The organism is Morganella psychrotolerans (genome assembly GCF_001676055.1).
Classification (GTDB): Bacteria; Pseudomonadota; Gammaproteobacteria; order Enterobacterales; family Enterobacteriaceae; genus Morganella; species Morganella psychrotolerans_B.
The window spans coordinates 1-20,742 of record NZ_LZEX01000014.1; the positions used below are offsets into that span (position 1 = coordinate 1).

General features: G+C 40.7%; 16 protein-coding genes. 12 read left to right on the top strand and 4 right to left on the bottom strand.

Features of this window, described 5'->3' with window-relative positions; all coding sequences use genetic code 11:
* Positions 1-133: 133 nt before the first annotated feature.
* Positions 134-784, bottom strand: a complete 651-nt coding sequence (locus AYY17_RS10765; protein WP_067423671.1) for a hypothetical protein — start codon at positions 782-784, stop codon at positions 134-136.
* 666 nt (positions 785-1,450) lie between these two features.
* Here AYY17_RS10765 and AYY17_RS10770 point away from each other — a divergent pair.
* The 11 genes from AYY17_RS10770 to AYY17_RS22320 all read left to right on the top strand — a co-directional run bounded on the left by AYY17_RS10770 (position 1,451) and on the right by AYY17_RS22320 (position 18,872).
* Positions 1,451-2,281 carry a heteromeric transposase endonuclease subunit TnsA gene (locus AYY17_RS10770; protein WP_067423674.1) on the top strand — a complete coding sequence of 277 codons (831 nt, stop codon included), beginning with the start codon at positions 1,451-1,453 and terminating at the stop codon, positions 2,279-2,281.
* A complete protein-coding gene (locus AYY17_RS21885) occupies positions 2,268-2,918 on the top strand; it encodes a hypothetical protein (RefSeq protein WP_202906408.1) in 651 nt (216 codons plus the stop codon). The genes AYY17_RS10770 and AYY17_RS21885 overlap by 14 nt, the downstream gene beginning before the upstream one ends.
* A gap of 187 nt (positions 2,919-3,105) precedes the next feature.
* Complete coding sequence (locus AYY17_RS10775; RefSeq protein WP_235845362.1) at positions 3,106-4,350, top strand: hypothetical protein; 1,245 nt, start codon at positions 3,106-3,108, stop codon at positions 4,348-4,350.
* Positions 4,350-5,906 (top strand): ATP-binding protein, encoded by a 1,557-nt coding sequence (locus AYY17_RS10780; protein WP_082981371.1) that lies wholly within the window; start codon positions 4,350-4,352, stop codon positions 5,904-5,906. The genes AYY17_RS10775 and AYY17_RS10780 overlap by 1 nt, the downstream gene beginning before the upstream one ends.
* On the top strand, positions 5,824-6,399 hold the full coding sequence (locus tag AYY17_RS22740) for a TniQ family protein (RefSeq protein WP_202906409.1): 576 nt from the start codon (positions 5,824-5,826) through the stop codon (positions 6,397-6,399). The genes AYY17_RS10780 and AYY17_RS22740 overlap by 83 nt, the downstream gene beginning before the upstream one ends.
* 36 nt (positions 6,400-6,435) lie before the next feature.
* The gene (locus tag AYY17_RS21895; protein WP_202906410.1) at positions 6,436-7,332 is read left to right on the top strand and encodes a TnsD family Tn7-like transposition protein; all 897 of its coding nucleotides are present in this window, start codon (positions 6,436-6,438) and stop codon (positions 7,330-7,332) included.
* A 10-nt stretch (positions 7,333-7,342) separates the two neighbouring features.
* Positions 7,343-8,974 (top strand): Tn7-like element transposition protein TnsE, encoded by a 1,632-nt coding sequence (locus AYY17_RS10790; protein ID WP_067423677.1) that lies wholly within the window; start codon positions 7,343-7,345, stop codon positions 8,972-8,974.
* A 261-nt stretch (positions 8,975-9,235) separates the two neighbouring features.
* On the top strand, positions 9,236-13,012 hold the full coding sequence (locus AYY17_RS10795; protein WP_067423681.1) for a hypothetical protein: 3,777 nt from the start codon (positions 9,236-9,238) through the stop codon (positions 13,010-13,012).
* 10 nt (positions 13,013-13,022) lie between these two features.
* A complete protein-coding gene (locus AYY17_RS10800) occupies positions 13,023-17,429 on the top strand; it encodes an NACHT domain-containing protein (RefSeq protein WP_067423683.1) in 4,407 nt (1,468 codons plus the stop codon).
* Positions 17,429-18,079 (top strand): hypothetical protein, encoded by a 651-nt coding sequence (locus tag AYY17_RS22315; RefSeq protein ID WP_235845363.1) that lies wholly within the window; start codon positions 17,429-17,431, stop codon positions 18,077-18,079. The genes AYY17_RS10800 and AYY17_RS22315 overlap by 1 nt, the downstream gene beginning before the upstream one ends.
* Positions 18,080-18,092: 13 nt before the next feature.
* Positions 18,093-18,872, top strand: coding sequence for a hypothetical protein (locus tag AYY17_RS22320; protein WP_235845364.1), 780 nt, complete (start codon positions 18,093-18,095; stop codon positions 18,870-18,872).
* A gap of 399 nt (positions 18,873-19,271) precedes the next feature.
* Here AYY17_RS22320 and AYY17_RS22540 read toward each other — a convergent pair whose 3' ends face one another.
* Positions 19,272-19,406 carry a hypothetical protein gene (locus AYY17_RS22540; protein ID WP_268873023.1) on the bottom strand — a complete coding sequence of 45 codons (135 nt, stop codon included), beginning with the start codon at positions 19,404-19,406 and terminating at the stop codon, positions 19,272-19,274.
* 190 nt (positions 19,407-19,596) lie between these two features.
* On the opposite strand from AYY17_RS22540, the gene AYY17_RS10815 reads away from it, so the two are divergent.
* Positions 19,597-19,902, top strand: coding sequence for a hypothetical protein (locus AYY17_RS10815; protein ID WP_067423688.1), 306 nt, complete (start codon positions 19,597-19,599; stop codon positions 19,900-19,902).
* 58 nt (positions 19,903-19,960) lie between these two features.
* On the opposite strand, the gene AYY17_RS10820 is transcribed toward AYY17_RS10815, so the two are convergent.
* On the bottom strand, positions 19,961-20,377 hold the full coding sequence (locus tag AYY17_RS10820) for a helix-turn-helix domain-containing protein (protein WP_067423690.1): 417 nt from the start codon (positions 20,375-20,377) through the stop codon (positions 19,961-19,963).
* Positions 20,374-20,685, bottom strand: a complete 312-nt coding sequence (locus tag AYY17_RS10825) for a type II toxin-antitoxin system HigB family toxin (protein ID WP_067423691.1) — start codon at positions 20,683-20,685, stop codon at positions 20,374-20,376. The genes AYY17_RS10820 and AYY17_RS10825 overlap by 4 nt, the downstream gene beginning before the upstream one ends.
* Between the last annotated feature and the right edge of the window lie 57 nt (positions 20,686-20,742).

A 20,742-nucleotide genomic window follows, 5' to 3' on the forward strand; every position in this document is an offset into this window, starting at 1 on the left:
TGGATGGATCGCAGTTCATTATCCTAACCAAAAAGTGAGTTAGGAGTTCTAAATGAACCGCCCTGTGCGGAGCCGCATGCAGGGTGGTGTGGGGGCTGGAGGCTAGATACCTCCGGCTACCCGATTAGCAGTTTTATGGAAAATTACGAATCAGTTTGTAGGTAATACTGCTGTTATCTGCTTTTATCACTTCAATTACAGCACCCTTGTAACCTATTGTATTTGAAGATGATAAATCATACTCAACATCATTGTTAAAAGCTGGTCGTGCAGTATTATTACTGAACTCACGATAACCTACGTTGATTTTATCACCAACTCTGCCGCTGTATATTAGTGTTTGCTGAAAGCTATTACCTCTTTCAGAAAGTTGCTTCTTTCGCTCATACTCACCCTGGTAGCATGCACTACCACCAAAAACAGTTATAACGCAAAGTTCAGCTCCTTCCTGTTTCTTCAGTGCCAACGCTTGAACGGGATCAGATATGCCACCTCGAACTACACCCACAGCCGAATAAAAATCTTGTTTTTGGTCAAAACCAATTTGAGGATATTTATTTGGTGGTATGTCATACAAAGCACCATCAATCATATTGTGCACAACCAAAACATTTTCTTCCGCAATCGTTCCTTTCTGAACCATATGGTCACCGACATAGATCGTAATTACTTTTCCGACTTCTGGGTAATCAACTTCTTTAACAAAAGTATCAGCACCGTTATAACTCACTGTTGTGCAGCCAGATACTACAAAAAATGCTAAAAGAACAATTATACTTTTCATTATCTCTCCTTGGTTAAATCCACCTATGGACTGCTAACAATTTAATAGACGGAAAAAATCCGTATATTCTTTCCGTCTATCTTCCCAGTCACTTTTTGTAACAGCAAGCTAAACAACTAAATTTATTCATAAAGTAAGATTTATCTCATACTCACTCAGCATAAAATGCGGAAATAATCCGTATAGTTCACTAAAGCCAACTCATGGTGAAGAACTGTGAATTTCCTCAGTATCTAAAACTAACCGAAACCGGAGCCATATTTCAGATTCATACGTACGTAGCTTTCTAACTCAAAACCTAATTGTTCTAATTTCAAACTATGCAGAATTGGTAAAACAGTTAGCATTAGAAAATATATGGAAAGGGATAATCATTATAGCAGTTTCAAGGTTACTGGCTAACGCAGTTTGGGGCAGAAATGAGTTTGGCAACATCGTCTCTTTTAGATTTCAATCAGCACAGAAAGCACTACCTCTATAAGAACTATGCTTTAGTTCAGTTCATCCTTGCAACCGTAGATATTAACCATTAAGACAGATGTTACACTTTCAGGGATGCATAACAATAAAGATTAGAACTAAACAATAAAGTATGAAACTGTAACATTAAAGTTGAAAACTTTTAAAACCCGGTTAAACTGATTAAAAGTTGACCGGGTTTTTGTTATGGCAAAATCAAAGTACGTTTTAACTGAAAAGCAAATCGTCAAACGGATTAAAGAAGGTCGGGGGGCCGGAAGGCTTTCTCGTTATAAACCGTGGTTGTATGTTAATGAGGTTCCTTCAACAGGTCGTTCTCAGCGAATCTACTCTCACCTAACTGGTCGTATTCATCATGTACTATCAGACCTCGAATTCGCCGTTTTTCTTCTTCTCGACCATAGTGCTGCCATAACTGACATTCGAGAGCAATTTCCTCTCAATAGGGATGACACTCTAAATATTTCCAAGGAAGGTCAGCTTTGGCATCCTTCGCAAGGTGGAGTGAATCTTGTCATGTCCTCAGATTTTTTGGTCAACTCATCTTCCAAAATTCAGCCCAAGTTTGCTATTCAAGCTAAGTATACAAAAGACTTAAAAGACCCAAGAACGGTAGAAAAACTTGAAATTGAACGACGATATTGGTTGCTCAAAAAAATCCCATGGTTTCTTGTAACAGAGAAAGAGATAGATAGCGTCATCGTGTCGAATATTGAGTGGCTATATGGGGTTAAAGGATTCTTTGACGAAGTAATAACGGATGATCTTTTGCTAACTTTCGAGCATATCAGTGCTTATTTTGTTCAACATCCAGAAAGAAAATTAGTTGATCTATGTAAGGCGTTTGACCGGGCATACCAGCAGGAACTTGGTCAGTCACTTTATGATATACGTTTAATGTGTGCCGCAAGACTTGTTACGTTTGATATTCGCTTACCATTCCATAGCTTAAAAGCGATGGATATTGTGTTTAGAAAAGTATCTTTGTTCGGGGATCGTCATAATGTGGCAAGTTAACGAAACTCTAGCGTTTGATGGTAAGCCCTACCGTGTACTTTTTACTGAAACAAGTTACTTCTATTGGATTGGTATTGATGAAAATAAAGGTTTACCTGAAAAAATATATTTCGATGAATGTAACAACTGGGTTGATGAGGGACGTATAGAAAAAATCCCTGATCCCTATTCTTATCTTCAAGGCGAGTCTTGGGCTAAAGAGTCTAGTGTTTATCAGGAAAGCCAACGTAACTATGAATTGATCAAGCCTATTGTTGAAGGCGAAGGTGCGTTTGACAAGAGAATTCGTGCAAGAAGATTGAATCACGCGATTACTAATTCAGACAAAGGTAAATCAACCATATACCGTTTAGTTAGACGCTACTGGCAGCGAGGACAGATAAAAAATGCACTTTTGCCTGACTACAAAAACTCAGGAGCTGCTGGAAAGAGAAGAAATTTCACAACTAGTAAAGCTGGCAGACCGAGGATGTACGGTATTGGTAGTGGGGAGCCAGTAACAGAAAACATCAGAAAGCAATTCCGAATCATCTGCGATAAGTATTTGATGAACGATAAGGGATATTCAATTCGCTACGCGTACAACAAGTTTGGTAAAGCGTACAAATTAAAAAAATCCGAACGCGGAAGAGCATGAGATTCCAACACTTCGTCAGTTTCAATACTTTTACAAAACTGAGTATAACCAGGCTACTCAGTTAACTGTTCAGACACCTCAAGGCAATTACAACAAAGATGTTCGACCACTTCATGGAACGGCAACAGAGCAAGCTTTAGGTCCTGGTAGTCGGTATGAAATCGATGCCACCATCGCAGATATATACTTGGTAGATGATAACGATCCCGACAAGGTTATCGGTAGACCAACAATCTATATGGTTATTGATGTTTTTAGCCGCATGGTTGCTGGGTTCTATATTGGCTTCGATAACCCTTCATTTCCTGTATCTATGAAAGCACTAATATCCAGCTTTAGTAGCAAAGTCGAAGCTTGCAAAGGGTATGGTATCGAGATTACAGATGAGCAATGGCCGTGTATCGGTATACCAGACGTGTTACTCGCAGACCGTGGCGAATTAATGAGCCACCAAGCTAATTACTTAGTGGATGCTATTGGCGTTAGACTTGAAAGTGCCCCTCCTCGAAGAGGAGATGCGAAAGGTATTGTTGAGAGATCATTTGGAACGTTGCAGGCAAAGTTTAAACCTTATATGCCCGGCGTAGTCTCTGGGAACAAGGTTAAAAAGCACGGTGAAAAAGATTATAGAGTTGAAGCTGCTGTAGCAAGGACTGATTTTGTCGAAATTATGCTTTATTCGATACTTGCTCATAACTTGAATAAACCGTTAGAAAAATATGATCGCGCTCCTGATATGCCTTCGAGTCTTCCGTCTATTCCTATTGAGCTTTGGCGATGGGGTCTTCAGCACCGTACTGGACGTTTACGAACTGTAGATACTGAAATTGCAAAAGTATTGTTGTTACCGCGCCAAAAGGTATCTGTATCTGAGTTAGGTGTAAAGCTGTGGGGAGTAACTTACACCGGAAAAGAAATTATTCAGACAGGTTGGATGCACCGTTCTTCGAAAGTTTCTAGACCTAAGAAACTATTTGCAGCCTATGATCTTGGCTCTGTTAATCATATCTATCTTTTTCCAGAAGAAGGAAAAAATACGTTCTGGATTTGTGATATTTCTACGAGAAGTCGAGAGTTCCGAGATCTTACTTGGTATCAAGTGTGGGAAAGGCAAGCAGCTCAAAAGCAAACTTTAGCTGAGGCAAAATACCAGTTTTCACCAGTAGAAAGGAATTTTGATGATCTTCTTGAAAAGAAACTGAAAAAGGCTAAAGAGAATCGTAAAACCAGTACATCGAGTAATGTTCAAAAGATAAATGAGATTAAAGCTAATAAGCGGCAATTACGTGAGCAAGAAAGAAAAGAATTAGCCATAAAACCAAATCGGCCCAAACAAAATGAAGTCGCAGCAGTTATACCGTTAAAAGGCGAAGAAGAAAACTATCAACTTCCCGATTTCATACCTGAACTATTTGATGAGGATGATAATTGATGAAGAACATTCAAAGCCATCGTGTTGTCGCGGCCTATAAAAAAGAAAAGTTACCTGCCTATCAAGGTAATCCACTGATAGAAGCCCTCCCACCTCTTAATAGTTTTATTGAAGATTTAAGTGCTCTCAAAGGCTCACTACGGTGTACGCGTGAAGATATTCATTTAAATGGTGTTGAGAGAGCGCATAGTATATGTCGAGTAATTGATGATTTTTTTCAGCCATTAAGTCAGCACATTCAGCTACATGAACGACTTTCATTGATGATACGAGGTGGTTACGTAGGAAGAAACCCAGAAACCGGTGATTGGGCTAGGCATATTCAAAATGGTTACGAACGAGTGATATCTGGTGATTTAAAGGCGATAAAATTTACAGATGTTAGCTCAACTGCGCAAAGTATGACGTTGATAGGTTGTAGCGGCAATGGAAAAACAACTGCAATTAAACAACTTTTATCGTTATATCCACAAGTTATTTACCACCCTGATAGAAATCTTGAGCAAGTTGTATATCTAAAAATTGACTGCTCTCATGATGGATCCTTGAAAGAAATCTGTTTGAATTTTTTCCGTGCTATGGACCGCGCGCTAGGAACATCAAACTACGAAAAACAATACTCAATGAGTAAAAGACCGAGCATTGAAACTCTTTTAGCAGCAATGGCACAAGTGGCAAATGCTCATGCTGTCGGCGTGCTTATTATTGATGAAATACAACACCTTAGTCGTTCTCGCTCAGGTGGTTCCGAAAAAATGCTTAACTTTTTCGTTACGTTGGTAAATACCATCGGACTTCCCGTAATTTTAGTTGGAACACCAAGAGCGAGAGAGATTTTTGAAGCTGATATGAGATCTGCGAGACGAGGCTCTGGTCTTGGTGCTATTTTTTGGGATCCGATGGAAGAAGGGAGAGAGTGGAAGGCTTTAACTGATAAGTTATGGTCACTGCAATGGCTTCAAAAGCGGGATGAAGTGTTATCAGATGATATTCGCTCTCTATGGTATGAACTGAGCCAAGGCGTTCTCGATATTGTTGTGAAGTTATTCGTATTGTGTCAGTTGCGGGCCATTACGACAAAAGTGGAAAGAATTACTCCAAAGTTAATGCAACAGGTATATGAAGATGAATTAAGGCCAGTCCACCCAATGCTTGCAGCTCTACGCTCTGGTGATGTAGAAGAAATCATTAAGTTCTCAGACCTCAAATTAAGTGATACCGACAAGAGATTACTAGAACTGCAACAACGCGTTGCAGCATCTACTCAACAAACGCCAGAAGAGCTAGCGTATCAACAATTACGAACAGAGGAAGAACGGCGTGTCTATATGGCTTTGAAAGATGACTTTGATTCAGCGCATTTGGCACCTGTAATACGGACACTGTTTGATCAAAACCCTGATTTGACGTGGATAAAGTTATTGCCACTGGTGCACGAGCAATTAACTAATCCAGAGCAAATAATGCCTAAAAATGAGACTAAACCAAATAAAGGAACAAGAGCATCCTCAATTAAACAGGCTCAGTGGCATTCGCTGTGCCATTATCAGCTCTAAACAATTACTCGATGAAGTGTTTGGTGACCGGAAAGTGATTGCAACAATTGATTTGCCTAGTCATTTGGCAGCGATATCTAGTCAGTTGATTGGTACAGGGAGGTTTGATGTTCAACAGCTAATTTATGACCATACAATGTTTCCTGTTTACGCCCCCTTTATTGATGAAAGTATCAGAGTTCGAGCTATGGGTAGAATGGCAAATTGCTCCAAGGGCGCTGTACATCTTATGCTTGGCGCTTCTGCCTCCATTGTTAAAACGTCAGATATATTCCGTATTTGTCCGATATGTATTGCAGAGCAAGAGAAAAAATATGGAGAAAGCTATTGGTCTAGATTGTGGTATCTTCCATCCTTACCCTACTGCCCCGAGCATGGGCCATTAAACCAATCAAGTCTCTCCTACCATGATAATAGGCATACATTTCACGCGTGTAGCCGAACTCAATCTCGTTCTGCTCAATACAACGATAACAGAAAGACAGAACAATGATTCTATTTAGCTAAAAAAGCTCAAGAGCTATTGCTCTTGCCCAACCAGCAATCCCCAACCAAGCATCAGTGGAGCCTTTTCTACAATCATTTAGCGCACGATTTTGGCTGTGGAAAAGGCAGGAAACAAGTAGATCACGAGAAGATTGCGGATTTAGTTACAAACAAGGTCGCCATTTCTCAATTAGCCATCGATCTTGGAAGAGATACTAATTGGTTACGCACAATATTTCGTTGTCACCGTAAAGCTTTTAGTTACTTGCAGCATTTAACCGTGTGGTCAGCTTTCATTCCAGGTATGAGTGTTAGTGAAATCATTAAAGAAGTTAAAACAAAAGAGAAAACTAGTGTAATTGCCCCTAAAAGCTATGTTCAGGTGGGGGCGAAATTGTGCGAAGAAAAGCGGAAGAGATGGAAGATCCTTATAAGCACAATGCCGATAAAGACAGCACGCTCGTTTTCAGGTGGCGGTGCTCTGTATGCTTGGCTATACCGAAATGACAGGAACTGGTTATTGGCGTTCAATCGAGTAAATCACTCGCAACTAGTTGTGAGAAAGAAGAAAGTTGACTGGAGATCACGAGATCGTGTCTTAACCAAGCAGCTCCTGAGTGTTATTGAACGATTAGATTCTGTCATTGAAGGCCCCCGAAGATCCCAAAATTTTTTGCTGAAGCAGCTAGAGGATTACGGAACAGTGAGTAAAAAATTGAATTTATTGCCTTTGTTGTCCTGTACTTTGAATCGATATCAAGAAAGTATTTTTGAGTTCCAAGCTCGTCGGCTTGCCACTACTGTAATCAAAACAAAACAGACAGGTGAAGGAATGAATCGCTGGCAACTGATGAGATCTGCGAGTCTCTCAAAAGAACGAATATTGCCGATTGTAGACAGCCTTCTTGATTGGGCTGTTTCGGGATCAAAATTAAAATAAGGATGTACTGATGGGAGCTAGGTTTTACAAGTGTGATGATGATGTTCGTATAGTTCATATTGGAAATGTGTTGGTAAGAACAAGTGACACATCTTACCGACCTTCAATCGAAGTGTGGTGCTACCCTCCTCAGCAAAAAAATGGCTTTTATGCGACGGCATTTTCAAACGTGCCAGCTTTATACCGAGGTAAAATAATAAACCAAAGAGAACTATCAGAAAGCTACCTTAAACGAGGGCGTCATACATTTAAAGATGGTGAATACCTTAGGAAAAGTACGTTAAGTGAATTTCCAGATTCAGGTTCAGCAGAATCTTTGAGAAAGAAAGAGTCGGAGCAAAATGCATTTGTATTAGATAATAGGGGCAATGCTCCCAAACTGATTATTCCTCAGCTTGAATTGGCGAGGGTTTTGTTCTACGCTAGCTCTTACTTATCACGAGCATCATTGATGTCTTCCCGCTTACTAACCGACTTTAAAGTAGAAGTTAACGCCAAGGCGGACTATGCCAATATTGAAGTTCTACAAACATCCAATTTTCCACCGTCGGCGTTCAATGATTCTGCTACAAGAGCAATGTTGAGCTGGTTACTTATTGATAGAAATGCAAAGCGCTCATTTGAATCTATTTTTAAATACTTTAGTACAGAGAATCATTTGGATGTGTCGTCAGGATATCAGCGTTGGTTATTTCATTTCGATCCCCCACAAATGACAGGATGGTCTCTGGCATATGAAGGGAGCTTGGACACAAGTGGCGAATACTTTTTAGTAGAAAAGATCACCGACATAGAAATTAATGCCGAAATGCCCTCTAGAGTCTACTTCAATCATCCGTCTTTTACACACCCAGATGAAAGCGCTGAGCCAACTGTTGGTGGTCAAGGTCCAAAGCCATATGAACGACCTGAAGATCATACTGTTGATGATGATAGAGAAGCTTCTGATGCGAATCAGGCATTCTTGTTAGGTGAGAATACCTGCTCGATAAGATTTAAGAATCGTTTTTCAACCTCGAAATCAACAGCGCCTAAAAGAGGCCATAGACCCGATAGTAGTCAAGAATCCCCCAATAAAGCCGGAGATACAGTCAGTACTAATGAGCCTGGAAGTAATGGTGAGATACCTTCTGCTGATATGGGGGGCTGTATGCAAGATTCCACTGACCATTCAGAAGAGTACGCCTCACGCTTTACGGCTTTTAACATGATGGTACAAATGCTAGAGGAAAAATACGCCTGTACAATAATCGACTCTTACACTCACGAATTAGATCAGGTGGGACGTAGTAAGTGTCATTTGATTGATTCGGGCACGAAAAGAACCATTCGCTGTGTTGTTGTGGAGCTAAATGGTCATGTTAATTACTTGCTTGAAATTGATGTCACAGGGCTGAGTAAATGGATCTCTACTAAATGTGTGCGGAAGATTGATACTCGTAACTGGAAAGAACAGTTTTCTCGGATCAAAAGAGGTGTAGTGTCGAAGTCCCTGGGATGGCCAACACAAGAGATGGATGCCATGTTTGGATTCAAAAAGCATATTGGTATTTCTCATCCTAAATCAGTAGAAGGACACCCAACAGGGATTCCTACAGAATCAATTTTAGATTGGGCGGGAAGGGTTGCAGAAAAACTTTAGTTGAATTAATTGGGATCAAATTTGTCAGTTCTTAAATCACGTCAGTACCTGAGTTGACAGGTTGCTCCAACACGCTAAAGACTACAGGCGCACTTCATGTGCCATAAATTGATCTACGTTCTCAAATAGTCAATTATGTGCTTTGTTTAGTATGCATTTTGACAGAGAAGCTTTCTGTCGCTGTAAATTTATTTTTAAATAGTATCGTAAAGATCTGATATTTGCTCTGATTAACAGAGGCGTAACTAAGGAACTGATTGTATGGGGAAGAAATCTAGAGAGAAGCGAGAGCGAAGGCTTAAACAAAAAGAAGCGCATTCGTTAATAGGAGAGATACAAAAAAATAATCCTCTCTTCTATAAGTCAAAAAAAAATTTGTCAGGTAGATCTACAGAATTTAATAAGTCTCTAGATGCAACAAGAGCTTTTCTTCTTCAGTACAATTCCATTGATATAGCTCTCGCTTTAAATGTTTCTGAGCTATGGCCGTCAAACTTAGGTAGCCCAGTAAAGCATATTTTTGCATGGCGTGTTCTGTTAGAACTTCCAATTGATAACCTACCCAAAAGATCAATTGCCAACTATCAAGATTTTGAAGCATTTCTTAAGAGGCTCTATCAAATTTGGCCAGAGTTTCCAATGCTTGAAGACTACTGCCCTGAGGCTGATTGGGGCCAAGTCAAAGTCAAACTAGAAAACACGTTTGTTCCAATGTTCTATGGTAGTTGTATTGAACGCACTCCCGACTTTATAGAAGCATTTCGAATCACTTATTTAGATGACCCTATAGCTTCTACGAATATGGATATTTGCTTATCTTTGCAAGCGCGAATAATCGAATCTATAGATTGCGTAAGTTATAGCGCAGAGGCAGCTGCACGCGCTCAGGTGGAAATTCCTACCGAGGAATTTTGGCTTCAATGTGTAGCATCAATAAAACAGATAGCTTCTACTACATGGAGTAGAAATTTAGCAGAAGGACTGGTGACACGAGTAGGTGGTTTTAACTCACCGCTGACCGGTAGCACTTTTGGTGAAGAGGTGATGCAGGGGGAAGCTTTACCTTATGTTGCAATAGAAATTGATGATGTTTTAATACCTTTATCTATCAGAAGTGGACCGAGTGTTGTCATTGATTTCTGGGCAAAAAAGGACAGTGTTACTCCAAATACCCATTCTCATAGACAGCTTGCTAAATATGTATGTGATCGGTTTCCGAGAACACTTTCTGGGCCTATTACTCTTTATGTAGGCAACATTGCAGAAGAAAATCTTCCTATTAGTTGTATTTTTCCAACTTCGTCAACATCGTACTTCGTTTGTATGTGTAACCACACTGAATATCAACAAGTCGAAAAGGCAGCCCAAAATACATACACGAGGGTAAAACAAGGAGCTACACTGAAATTTCGTTTGGCAAATGGCAGCGGTTTTATGTTGTCAAAAGACGGGGAAAACGGCCCAAATGCTGATGAAATCCAAATAATCATAGTGCTGACTCAAGATAATACAGCCTTGGGGTTTATTGATGCGCCTCAAAAGCCAACACGTTTATTGCCTTTGACTGACTTCGTAACTATCTTCGATAGTTTAGATGAGCCAAACGAATTGGATCAGTATTGGCAGTTCGTGGATGCAAATCGTAACAGGCTTAGCCCTCTATCTTCTGGCGCCGCAGATTTATTTGGATCTTTTAAAGACACTCACGGTGTGCTTGTCGATGGAGCCACATCACCTGACATGATATGGCTGGATTCATCATGGGGAACTTCTTGGCGTTTTAAAACTCTCTCTGACTTTTGGTCTCTTGCTCCAAAATATTTCCCAGATGGTTCTTCTTTATGGAAATTGGCAGAAAGCACAACGGGAGTCGTTACTCTTCAATCACGAAACAAAAAACTAGTTGCCTACTCTACGGTTATTAACAATTGTACGGTGCAGACATGCGTCGAGATTACTCAAGAACTGAATTTTGACGATGGTCGTATGCTAGACATGTTTGCTCAAATTTTGGCTGATTGCTTGTACCGTGTTAATCATTTAATCCCTGAACTTGGGTTGTTTAAACAAAACTATATCCTGCTTTTATGCGAGTTAGCTCCAAATTGCTCAGTGAACGAGGTTCAAGCCCCTAAAGTAGGGCAATATTTTGACCATATTGTTGTTTCTACTCAACAAGAAGCCAACTGCGAAAATCTGTTCCATGTAAAGGTTGATACAAGGGCTGTGTTAGCCGGACTTCAAGACGCTAAAGATGGCTCATTTGAAGTCAGGAGCCTTATAGAAACATTAAAGGAATGTCATGCGTCTTGTGGTCTAGATATGCCTGATATTAGTAATAAGTTGGCAGAACTAGCCTCTGAAAGAGCTCGCTATCATCTTAAGGTCGTCACTCGCCATGTTGACGTTCCTGATTATGTCGACCCAATTATCCCGTTACCGAAGAACTACAAAATTGCCCGTAAGAGATTGGCGACGGAAATTAATACACTTGAACTGAAGCCTGGTCGCTATGAGCTAGCGGATGCAAAAGCTAAAATCGATCCTGCAGTGACTCAGTTACGCCTTTTCATTGAGAGTCGGATCGAATCTTTGGATAAACATCAACTTATAAAAGGATTTATTGAGCAACATGATGCTTGCCTAATCGCAGAGAAAACAAGAATTATGCGAGTTCAGCAGAGCCTTGAACATGAGGTTGAATATGATCGTTCAGAAGTTATTGAAGAGGCACGTAAAGAATTCGGTGGAATAGCTCGTCATTATAGATATTTGCTTGAAAAAACCGTTAGTTCAGAGACCTCTGGAGCGGGACAAGTGTCTGGGGATATACTGCGAGAACTTGTAAGCTTAGTTGATTGGTTTATGGTGCTCGCTGGTGCTAGCGATATCTTGCACAATGATATAGATGTTGGTGGAATTGAGATAGACGACTCATATCTTCCTGAAGTGTTTTATTCGGTCGACCGGGAACAACAAGACAAGAAATTTGCTCAGATAGAGGCTGAGTCTCGATTGGGGTTAGGAGCAAAAGACAACGATGTTGTTGAGGGCGCGTCTGAGGCGCTATTGTCTTCAGTAGACCTAAAAGAAGCATTTATGACTGATTTGGGATTTAGTTTATCCAATATGCTCACCACTTTGGTTATCTTATCTCAAGCACAAAGATACGGTTTTGGTGATTCTCTTGCTCTTTCTTATATCTCATCTAAAAGTCGAATAATTCAAGTCTTGAACGAAAATATAGAAGAGCTGGAATACCAAGAAGCTGAGAAAATTGTCTCGTTTCTTACTCTATGTGGCAAGAGTATTCGCCGGTTGGCCGGTCGGCATGTTGAAGAGCCTGATGTTCCTTACTGGGAGCACAATAAGCGAATTCATCGATATGCAATTCGTCCATTGGTAATGAATGGAACAGAACTAATTTGGGGAGCAGAAACAGCTAGTCGTGCTCTTAATATTTGGATGTCGGCAGTAAGGGATGGTTATTTACCTGCAGATTTTAATTGGCCTCACGTCGAAAAAATCATTAGAAATATTAAGCAAGGTATTGAAAAGCAGCTTGAAGTCCGGACTAAAGAAATATTTCTTAGGTATACAACTTATGTTGAAAGCGGCATTGATTTTTTCAGGAAATTTCGCAGTGAACGATTCGAAGATGTTGGTGATTTTGATGCCTTTGCATACTGGCCGGAGAAGAATCTATTAATAACAGTAGAGTGTAAGTACAACCAACCACCATACACCGTCAAAGATTCGAGAAGACTCAGAGATAAAATTTTTGGAAAATCAGAAAATGATAAGAATGGACAGATAAGCCGAATTGTTCGGCGACGAAAGTTTGTCGAGGATAATTTCTTAAGATTATTAGAGCTTCTGAATTGGCCAGAGCCGGCAGGAAATGTGTATCAACATATTGAGCTATATGTAAGTAGGGACGTGTACTATTGGATGGTTATCCCTCCTTATCCAATTCAAACTGAGTTTGTTGCAGTAAATATGCTTGACAGTTGGCTTAATTCTAAATTGACTACGTAATGGTGTATGAATGTCTGAAAACATAAAAAATTCTGCTATAACAGCAGCTGGCTACATTTATCAAACAAGGCAGGGGCTTAAGGTTTTATGTGATTGGCTTGATGCACCTTCACGTTATAATCGAGTGAAGTTTGAATGTGATGTTGAAAAAGAAGCGCCACAAGGACTGGACGATATCGTCATTGAACGAACTGATGGATTTCTAGATCTTCAACAAGTTAAGTTTACACCTGATTCTGACAAACACCTTCTTTGCTGGGACTGGTTGCTAGATAAGTCAGGTAAGACAGCTCGTTCGAGATCGATGATTAAAAAGTGGTTTGATGCGTACAACAAACTCGAACCTGACCGTATCGGCGATATTTCGTTAATAACCAACCGTCGTCCTGACGCTGAAATTGAAGGCTGCCTTGTAAACGGGAAAATATGCTTTTCAAAGATTCATGAACCCAATCGTTCCAGAGTAATTTCTGAGCTTGGTAGTGTTGCATCTTGTGAAGCATTTTTTAACCAGTTATCTATTCGCCATAGTGATAAAGGTTACGAGACACTGGAATATCAAATTGATGCGAGTCTAAAAGCTCATGGAAGTTCTGAAGGAATTGCAACTCTTAAAAACGTAGCAATTAACTGGGCAACAAAAAAAAACTGCCCCAATCCAGATGGGTGGATAACACTTCCAGAAATCCGCACTATCTTGCGAGCATCTCCTGTGGCGCCACTTCCAGAAGACTTTATTGTACCCAACGGATACCAAGTTCCGGACGAGATTTTCCATCAAAGATTTGTGTCAACAGTCATAAACTCTGTTGGTAAAACGATTGTTTTGTCGGGACCTCCTGGCCGAGGTAAGAGTACTTATTTAAGTTATTTGTTTGAAGAATTGACTGACGAAAATGTTCCGATGGTAAGGCATCACTATTATCTATCGACGACTGAACGTGGTCGTGATCGAATAAATAGCTATATTGTTGAGGAGTCCATTAAAGCTCAAATTGAGCAGTTTCATAGCGAAGTCACAATACCTTCTAGAGGGTTGCGCGCTTTACTCGAAGCATGTGCTTCTCACTATAAAAAGAGCAATAAACCTTTTGTTGTCATACTCGATGGACTTGATCATGTCTGGCGTACTAATGCAAAAGATAAACAACCACTTGATGATCTCTTCTCCCAGATTATTCCTTGTCCAGACAATATGATTCTGCTCATCGGAACACAACCGGTGGACGACGCTCAATTGCCAACAGATTTATTAATATCTGCACCTAAGTCTAGTTGGTATACCTTACCAGCGATGTCAGAAAACTCCGTATTTGGGTATCTACATAAAATGCTACAAGAGGGCAAGCTCTCAACGACTTCTGAGAACCAGAAAATAGTCAACGAGCATTTGCAAGAAGCCGCGTCAGCTCTTTGTCAGAGAACTAAGGGGCATCCACTTCATGTGATCTATGCTGCTGCAGAGTTGGCACATAATGCCTCTTGGGATGTTGAACAGTTAAAGGGAGATTTAACGAAAGACGTCAGTTTTTATTATGGTTCGTTATGGGGGAGCTTATCTGAAAGCTTAAAGGATGTTTTGCGACTAGTTTGTGCTTTCCCTTTTTTCTGGCCAAAAACAGCCTTTGTGGAGATAGCTGAAAAACGTCGGGCGGCCGTTCCTGATGTTGGGAATGTAGAACACCTGCTTTATGCTTCAAGTGCCGGTTTCAAAGTTTTCCATGAAAGCTTAGCCGTGTTCGTACGAGCAACAGAAAACTACGAGGATTACATTCAAAAACTAATGCCTTTTGTTGCTAATTGGTTGGACTATGGCGCTCCAAATTCACTGCGTGTAAATTGGCTGTGGACAGTTCAGGCAAGGCTAGGTAACCCAAGTAACCTTATCTCAGGCCTTACTCGAGACTGGATAATGCAACGTCTAAAAGAAGGATATTCAGAGTTATTGTTCGATACTCTATTATCAGACTCTCTAATGGCAGCTTTGAATACGGCTAAATTCGCAGATGCTTATCGACTCGCACACCTCAAAGACCGTATGGTCGGTGGAAGCGAATTCCAAATGCAATCTGATGATAAGGCGCGACTAATGTCGTTTACATGGACATTAACTACTGAAGACAGTGTTATTCGTGAGACATTTGCTACTAGGCATGAAGCTGACATTCTAGAACTTGCAGCTCTAGGGCTGGCTCTTCGTGCTCGTGGAGAGATATTTGACGCCGAAAAATGCGGTGAAGAACTGTTTAGGCGACTACACGGAATAAGTCGATTTACAAACAGATATAGTTCTTCGTCAGGTTCTGATGAGTATCATTTTATATTCAGTGCATTAGCTCAATTGAATGCTTTAGGTGAGACGACCGATAGCCTTACTTATTTAGTTAACGAAAATCCTTCAGCAATATGGCTTCCTCGCGTTCAATTGCTTATCGAAGATGAGAATCTTGATGAATTAATGGCCGTCACTAATGTCACAGTTAATTTTGAGAATAAAAAACTACTGAGTGATGCATGTATTCGTGCTTCAGCATTTGCTGGCGTATGCATTACTGCAAGAGATGATTTTCATTCTCTCCTTCTTACACCATTGGTTGCATGTGTTGAAGATATAACCACCCGTTCTTGTTCGCCACTGAATGTATCAATTCCAATCAAATGGCAGGATGGAGATTACTACGCTCAAAAAGAAGACCTAGCGACACTTATACATCATTGGTTCTTTAGTTCCGTACATTTGGAAATGTCGATGGCCCTTGAGGGACAGACAAAGTTTGAATATGTGCCAGCACCTTTATTTAACGATAGAGAGAATATTACTGACTTACTAAATACTCTTGCCGGTATTGCTTCTAAAGTCGCTCACTATTGGTTACGTGGGGACTCTGTCCAATTTCATCAACTTTACGAGATGTTCGAGCCTATTGAATTACATACTTTTAGGCAAAACCATCAACAGAAATCTGCTACTGAAGATTTTAGACGTTCATTACATCGTGTAGCTTGCGATATTCACCTTGTTAGTATTTTATTGAACGATACAGATAGCGTGCTTTTATCTGAAGAAAGTATTCGAAAAGCAATCGAGTGCAAATGGTTCGATGAGGTATCTTTCAGAGAACAGTATTCAGAAAATTCTCTTGTTAAAATGACGAATGAAGCTGCTTCTGTATTTATTCAGTCACAGTATTCATTGTGGCAGGCAGAGGTTCAAGAAGAAACAAGCGTTCATCTTATGATGCCACTTCAGCTTTGTTCTATCGCCGTAAAGCACAATTTAATTTCACAAGCTCGTGAACTGTGCATACAAACGTGGGAACTGACAACAGGTTATAGTCATCGAAAAGATCCTACATTGAGCAATACCGTAAGTGCTATTGGTTATTTGGTTGAGTCGGCACCAAAAGAGGCGCTGCAGCTTCTCAGCCAGATATCTCCTCAGATTCATAACGTATTGAACTATACAGATGGAAAAGGCACTAGGCATATTTTAGAAGCCACTGATGAACTGCTAGCCAAATTGAACCCTGCTGCTTTGATTGTCAAGTTTAATGAACATACTGATATGGGACAGTGGTCAGAAGCAGAGAATAGTTTAAGAGCATATGTAGCTCAAGGAGTTAAAGATGGGTGGCCTTTAGATTCGTTGATGCGTACAGGTTTACATGCAGAAATACATCAATTATTGGAGGAACAAGCACTGGAGGGATGTGCTTACGCTGCAGAGCTTCTTTCTACTTTAGATAATCATAGTGGTTGGGATATCGGTTTATTATGTCGAGAAGAATACTCCAGCGGGATTTCAGAAAGTGGTACTTACGAGGGAGATCCGACTACTTTTGAGCCAGAACAGTTTGACAGTTTATTAGACAGTTTTTCGGGTAGTTATGAACAACGACAGAAATTTGTACAAGATTGGTATGATTATTGGGATAAAAATGGCCAAGGACGAAGGTTGTTAGATGTTATCGATAAGAAACTTCTACATGAGAAAGAAAGACATTCGGAACTCTCGTATCTCTATGAGTCAGCTTTTCATACTAGGCGTAGATTAAGTGGCAAAAAATCGGCGTGGAAATACCTTGTTCGTGCTCAAATTATGAACGGCGGTTGGTTTTGGTTCGAAGGAGAAAAAAACACGCTTAATAGGCTCAACTTGATTATCAAGTTTTACCCAGAACACGGTGATAAGTTTGTGTCTGAAACAACTTATGCCATGTTCTCGGAGCCTGAAGAGAACCGGATTGCTCCGAATGATGCGATGGTCTATTTCTACGTAAAACAAGGCCGCATAGAGGAAGGTATTAATTTTGCCAAAACTATGGTTGATTCTGTTATCGATGACACTCGTACATTACCACTAAAGCAGCCACGCTGGGGGCTTAATCTGAGTTTAACCACGAGTTTGGAGGAGTAATGGATACTCTGAGTCTACTTGTTGCTCGTTTGGGGTGGCCATGTGCGTCTACTCGTTGGTGGACTATGCAAGAGTTGTCATCATATCTTGGAAATTTAACGACTAAATCGGAAACTGAGCGTTTGCTGATTGAGCGATTGTGCTCGTGTAAGCTTGAAGCGGAAGTGGTAGAGATTCTGTGCATTTTTTGGATGGCTCAACTTGAACATGATTACTCACCTATTGAGAACTTGATTAAAAATGTTCCTAAATCTTCACTTCTTTCAGATATGTTGTTGGAAGTCCTCGTTGGACAATGTCCTCAAGATGACTCAGATCTTAAGTTGTTTCCAAGTGATTTTGATGTGCCTGATGACTTTAACGGAATACAAGGTGTTGATGTTCCGAGAATATTCCGAACAACAATGGAAAGACTGGAAGAGCATTATCGTTTTCCTTTTGTTCGGCAAATGGCGTTTGAATGGAGTATGAATGCTACGATATACCCGGATGCTCCATATCAAGGGGATCTTGGGTATTTTGTACGTCCACTAGGTGATGGTTTCATTGGTTCATTCTCTTCAAGATCATCTCTCCGAGCTATTTCCTCCTACCTTCGAACACTCGCGATCGCAAAAAAAATTCTGGGGAATGCCGCCAAATTTGATTAGAAAAAACCTATTGATGGCACTACCTATCAATCCTACTTTAGCGTTTATGAAGCCTAATCGCCCTAAGTGGTTTCCTGATAAAACAGACTTTGACGGTGATTATGATTCAATATCTTCTTCAATATCAGCTATGCTTGCTCGAGTTGAAGAAACATCTCCTGGCAACGAACTAATTGCATTTGCATCACCAATAATAATGTCTATGGAGCGATGCGTAGAAGTCACTATTGTAAGGTGGTCTCAGGCTGAAGGAAGTCAAGTAGACGATGATAATTTGGCGGAATATATCAGTACTCATTTATCTGACAGTGTCCTAATTTCTACCAAAACTGAAACTCCATTGAGTACAAAAACTATCCTATCGCCACCAACTTTTCAGCAATTGATTGACCCGTACAATAAGGTTTGGCCGCTTGCTGGCATTCTCGATTTTAGTCGTATAGGCTACCTTCAGCATGATTTATACCCATCACGACTTTTTATTCCAACGTTGCCCAATTTATTCGAGGCAGAACTCATACCCAAAGGAAATAAATTGTATATTGAGATAGATTCTAAGGTCGTTGCTGAGCTTATTTATTGGAATGGTGGTTGGGGACCAGCACGACATATGAAGTTTGGCGGGGGGTGTGGTACGGCGCTTATCTCACGCGATCAGGAGTACAGCAAAACTTCCAGCTCTAAAGAAAAATCAATTAGGCAGTTTTACTTTTGGCAGGTTCGAACATTGAAACGGGAAAGAAGTTATGAAGATTTTCACGAATCATTAGAGACTGGTATTTTGTTTGTTTAGTTAACATGCTTTATTTAATAATAAGTTGTCGAAAGCGATGCTACATGGGGGTGATAGTCATATATCAATCCCCTTTAAGGGTGTGAATATAGGCACCAATAGAATGACATGCGTAAAGCAAGCCAAGCACTAAGGAAAAATAATGAGTATAGATATGGATGAATTTTGCAATTTGTGAGGTCCTTATATCATTAGGTAGATGTGAGCTCTTTGAAAGTTTCATACTTTATTGTCATGGTACTAGTATCCAGAAGGTAGTGATTTGAATTTGGTTTCAATCTTTATTGTCACGCTACTCTCTATGACATTACCTAGCAACAAGTTCTGCACGAGATAAAAGTTTCGTACTTTAATGTCCCACCACAGAAGCCACAAAACATCATCATCGCGAAACCGAATTCAACCGTCTTTGGTGATCAGGGTAGTTGGGTTAAGGAACAGCTGCTGGAAGTGTTGATTAATCGTGGCATGTTCAGTTCGGCGCTGGAACGATATCGCCAGGGTGGTAAAGGAGTGGTGTCTGTTCCAGTTCATATCTGTATCCGGTTGTTTGGGGTTAGTGTGTCGGGGGCTCATATGCTCATCACGCCACATGGGCTGGTATGTAAATTCGACAATAAGGCATTGGGTGAAAGCTACTCTTTCGATGTGAGTGGTGATGCGCGCAAATTGTGGAAAAGCGTCTGCCATATTGGCTGACATAACGGGAAGGTAGGGGGTTATCATGTTGGCTATACTGATCGGTGTCGTGACGGTGATGACGTTATCTTTACTACTACTCTGTGGCCTGTATGCAAAGTACCAGTATCATGAAACGAACAAACTGCCAGGGCTTCGCAGTCCGGTGGTGGTGTGTTTGTCACTGGCTGTTAAGTATGTAGGCCTATTTGGTTTGATACTGACGGTATCAGCGGCGTTCCAGGGCTCGTTTCAGATCCCAGTCGCTGGGTTGTTTGTGTTGATAGCCTTCGGGCTGCATGCGGGTCTTGGTGCAGTCTGTACCTTCGAGAGAAACCGGCAATTAAGGTAAATGGCTTAAACGTAAAAACCCGCTACTGAAAGCGGGTTTTTTATGGGTTAAATGACGATCATCGAATAAATATTGAGGCTGGAATACCAAAGCGTTTGGACAGATTTTTGATGTGCTCCAAGGTTAATCCACGTTCCCCATTGAGGATACGGCTGACGTATGAACGAGAACCGAGCTCATTTCCAAAGTCTGTCGTATTGAGGTTGTATTGATCCATCAGCGTTCTTAACGCTGCCACACCATCATTACTTTCTGCTAAACGTTGGTTAAACTCTGCAAATTCAGGTGCGGCATTTTCATACGCATCTATTTTTGCGCAAATCATATCGATGAGCGGATTGTCAGGGTCGTTCTCGACAAGATGCTCCACCAACTGAACGGCCTTTTCATAATCCGGGCGTGAATGGCTGTCTCCCAGTAACGGGACTAGATTTACCAGGTTTTGTGCCGCTTTTACGGCGTCTTGAAACATCATGCTTTTGTTCTCCGGTAGTGATCTGTCAACTTATCGTACTCTGCGTGGGTCGTTATGTGTTTCACGAATATTTTTCCCCGGTCAAAGTCGGCGAAAAACATCATTCTTAACGCATTTCCACTGATATCGATAACCCACCATTTCTCTCTGTACTTCATTCGGTCAAGGCTGGGGAAAACCTTCTTAAGCTCATCGGGTGTCTGATAACTATCGCGCTTAAGTGTTCGATATACGTCAGATAACGCCTGAGCACTGTTAGGAAATCGCTTGGATGCCTGGTTAAAAGGATCTCTTGAAATTACGTGCATGGTATCTCTCATGCTTCCTATTTGGCAACATTGTAGCATCAAGATCTGCTGTTGCCA

Bases quoted from the DNA above. Each gene is read 5' to 3' on its own strand.
- AYY17_RS10820 (WP_067423690.1), bottom strand. From the start codon at position 20,377: ATGATGTTTCAAGACGCCGTAAAAGCGGCACAAAACCTGGTAAATCTA.
- AYY17_RS10815 (WP_067423688.1), top strand. From the start codon at position 19,597: ATGTTGGCTATACTGATCGGTGTCGTGACGGTGATGACGTTATCTTTA.
- AYY17_RS10795 (WP_067423681.1), top strand. From the start codon at position 9,236: ATGGGGAAGAAATCTAGAGAGAAGCGAGAGCGAAGGCTTAAACAAAAA.
- AYY17_RS22540 (WP_268873023.1), bottom strand. From the start codon at position 19,406: ATGAACTGGAACAGACACCACTCCTTTACCACCCTGGCGATATCGTTC.
- AYY17_RS10800 (WP_067423683.1), top strand. From the start codon at position 13,023: ATGTCTGAAAACATAAAAAATTCTGCTATAACAGCAGCTGGCTACATT.
- AYY17_RS22320 (WP_235845364.1), top strand. From the start codon at position 18,093: ATGGCACTACCTATCAATCCTACTTTAGCGTTTATGAAGCCTAATCGC.
- AYY17_RS10780 (WP_082981371.1), top strand. From the start codon at position 4,350: ATGAAGAACATTCAAAGCCATCGTGTTGTCGCGGCCTATAAAAAAGAA.
- AYY17_RS10770 (WP_067423674.1), top strand. From the start codon at position 1,451: ATGGCAAAATCAAAGTACGTTTTAACTGAAAAGCAAATCGTCAAACGG.
- AYY17_RS21885 (WP_202906408.1), top strand. From the start codon at position 2,268: ATGTGGCAAGTTAACGAAACTCTAGCGTTTGATGGTAAGCCCTACCGT.
- AYY17_RS22740 (WP_202906409.1), top strand. From the start codon at position 5,824: ATGAGACTAAACCAAATAAAGGAACAAGAGCATCCTCAATTAAACAGG.
- AYY17_RS10825 (WP_067423691.1), bottom strand. From the start codon at position 20,685: ATGCACGTAATTTCAAGAGATCCTTTTAACCAGGCATCCAAGCGATTT.
- AYY17_RS10790 (WP_067423677.1), top strand. From the start codon at position 7,343: ATGGGAGCTAGGTTTTACAAGTGTGATGATGATGTTCGTATAGTTCAT.
- AYY17_RS22315 (WP_235845363.1), top strand. From the start codon at position 17,429: ATGGATACTCTGAGTCTACTTGTTGCTCGTTTGGGGTGGCCATGTGCG.
- AYY17_RS10765 (WP_067423671.1), bottom strand. From the start codon at position 784: ATGAAAAGTATAATTGTTCTTTTAGCATTTTTTGTAGTATCTGGCTGC.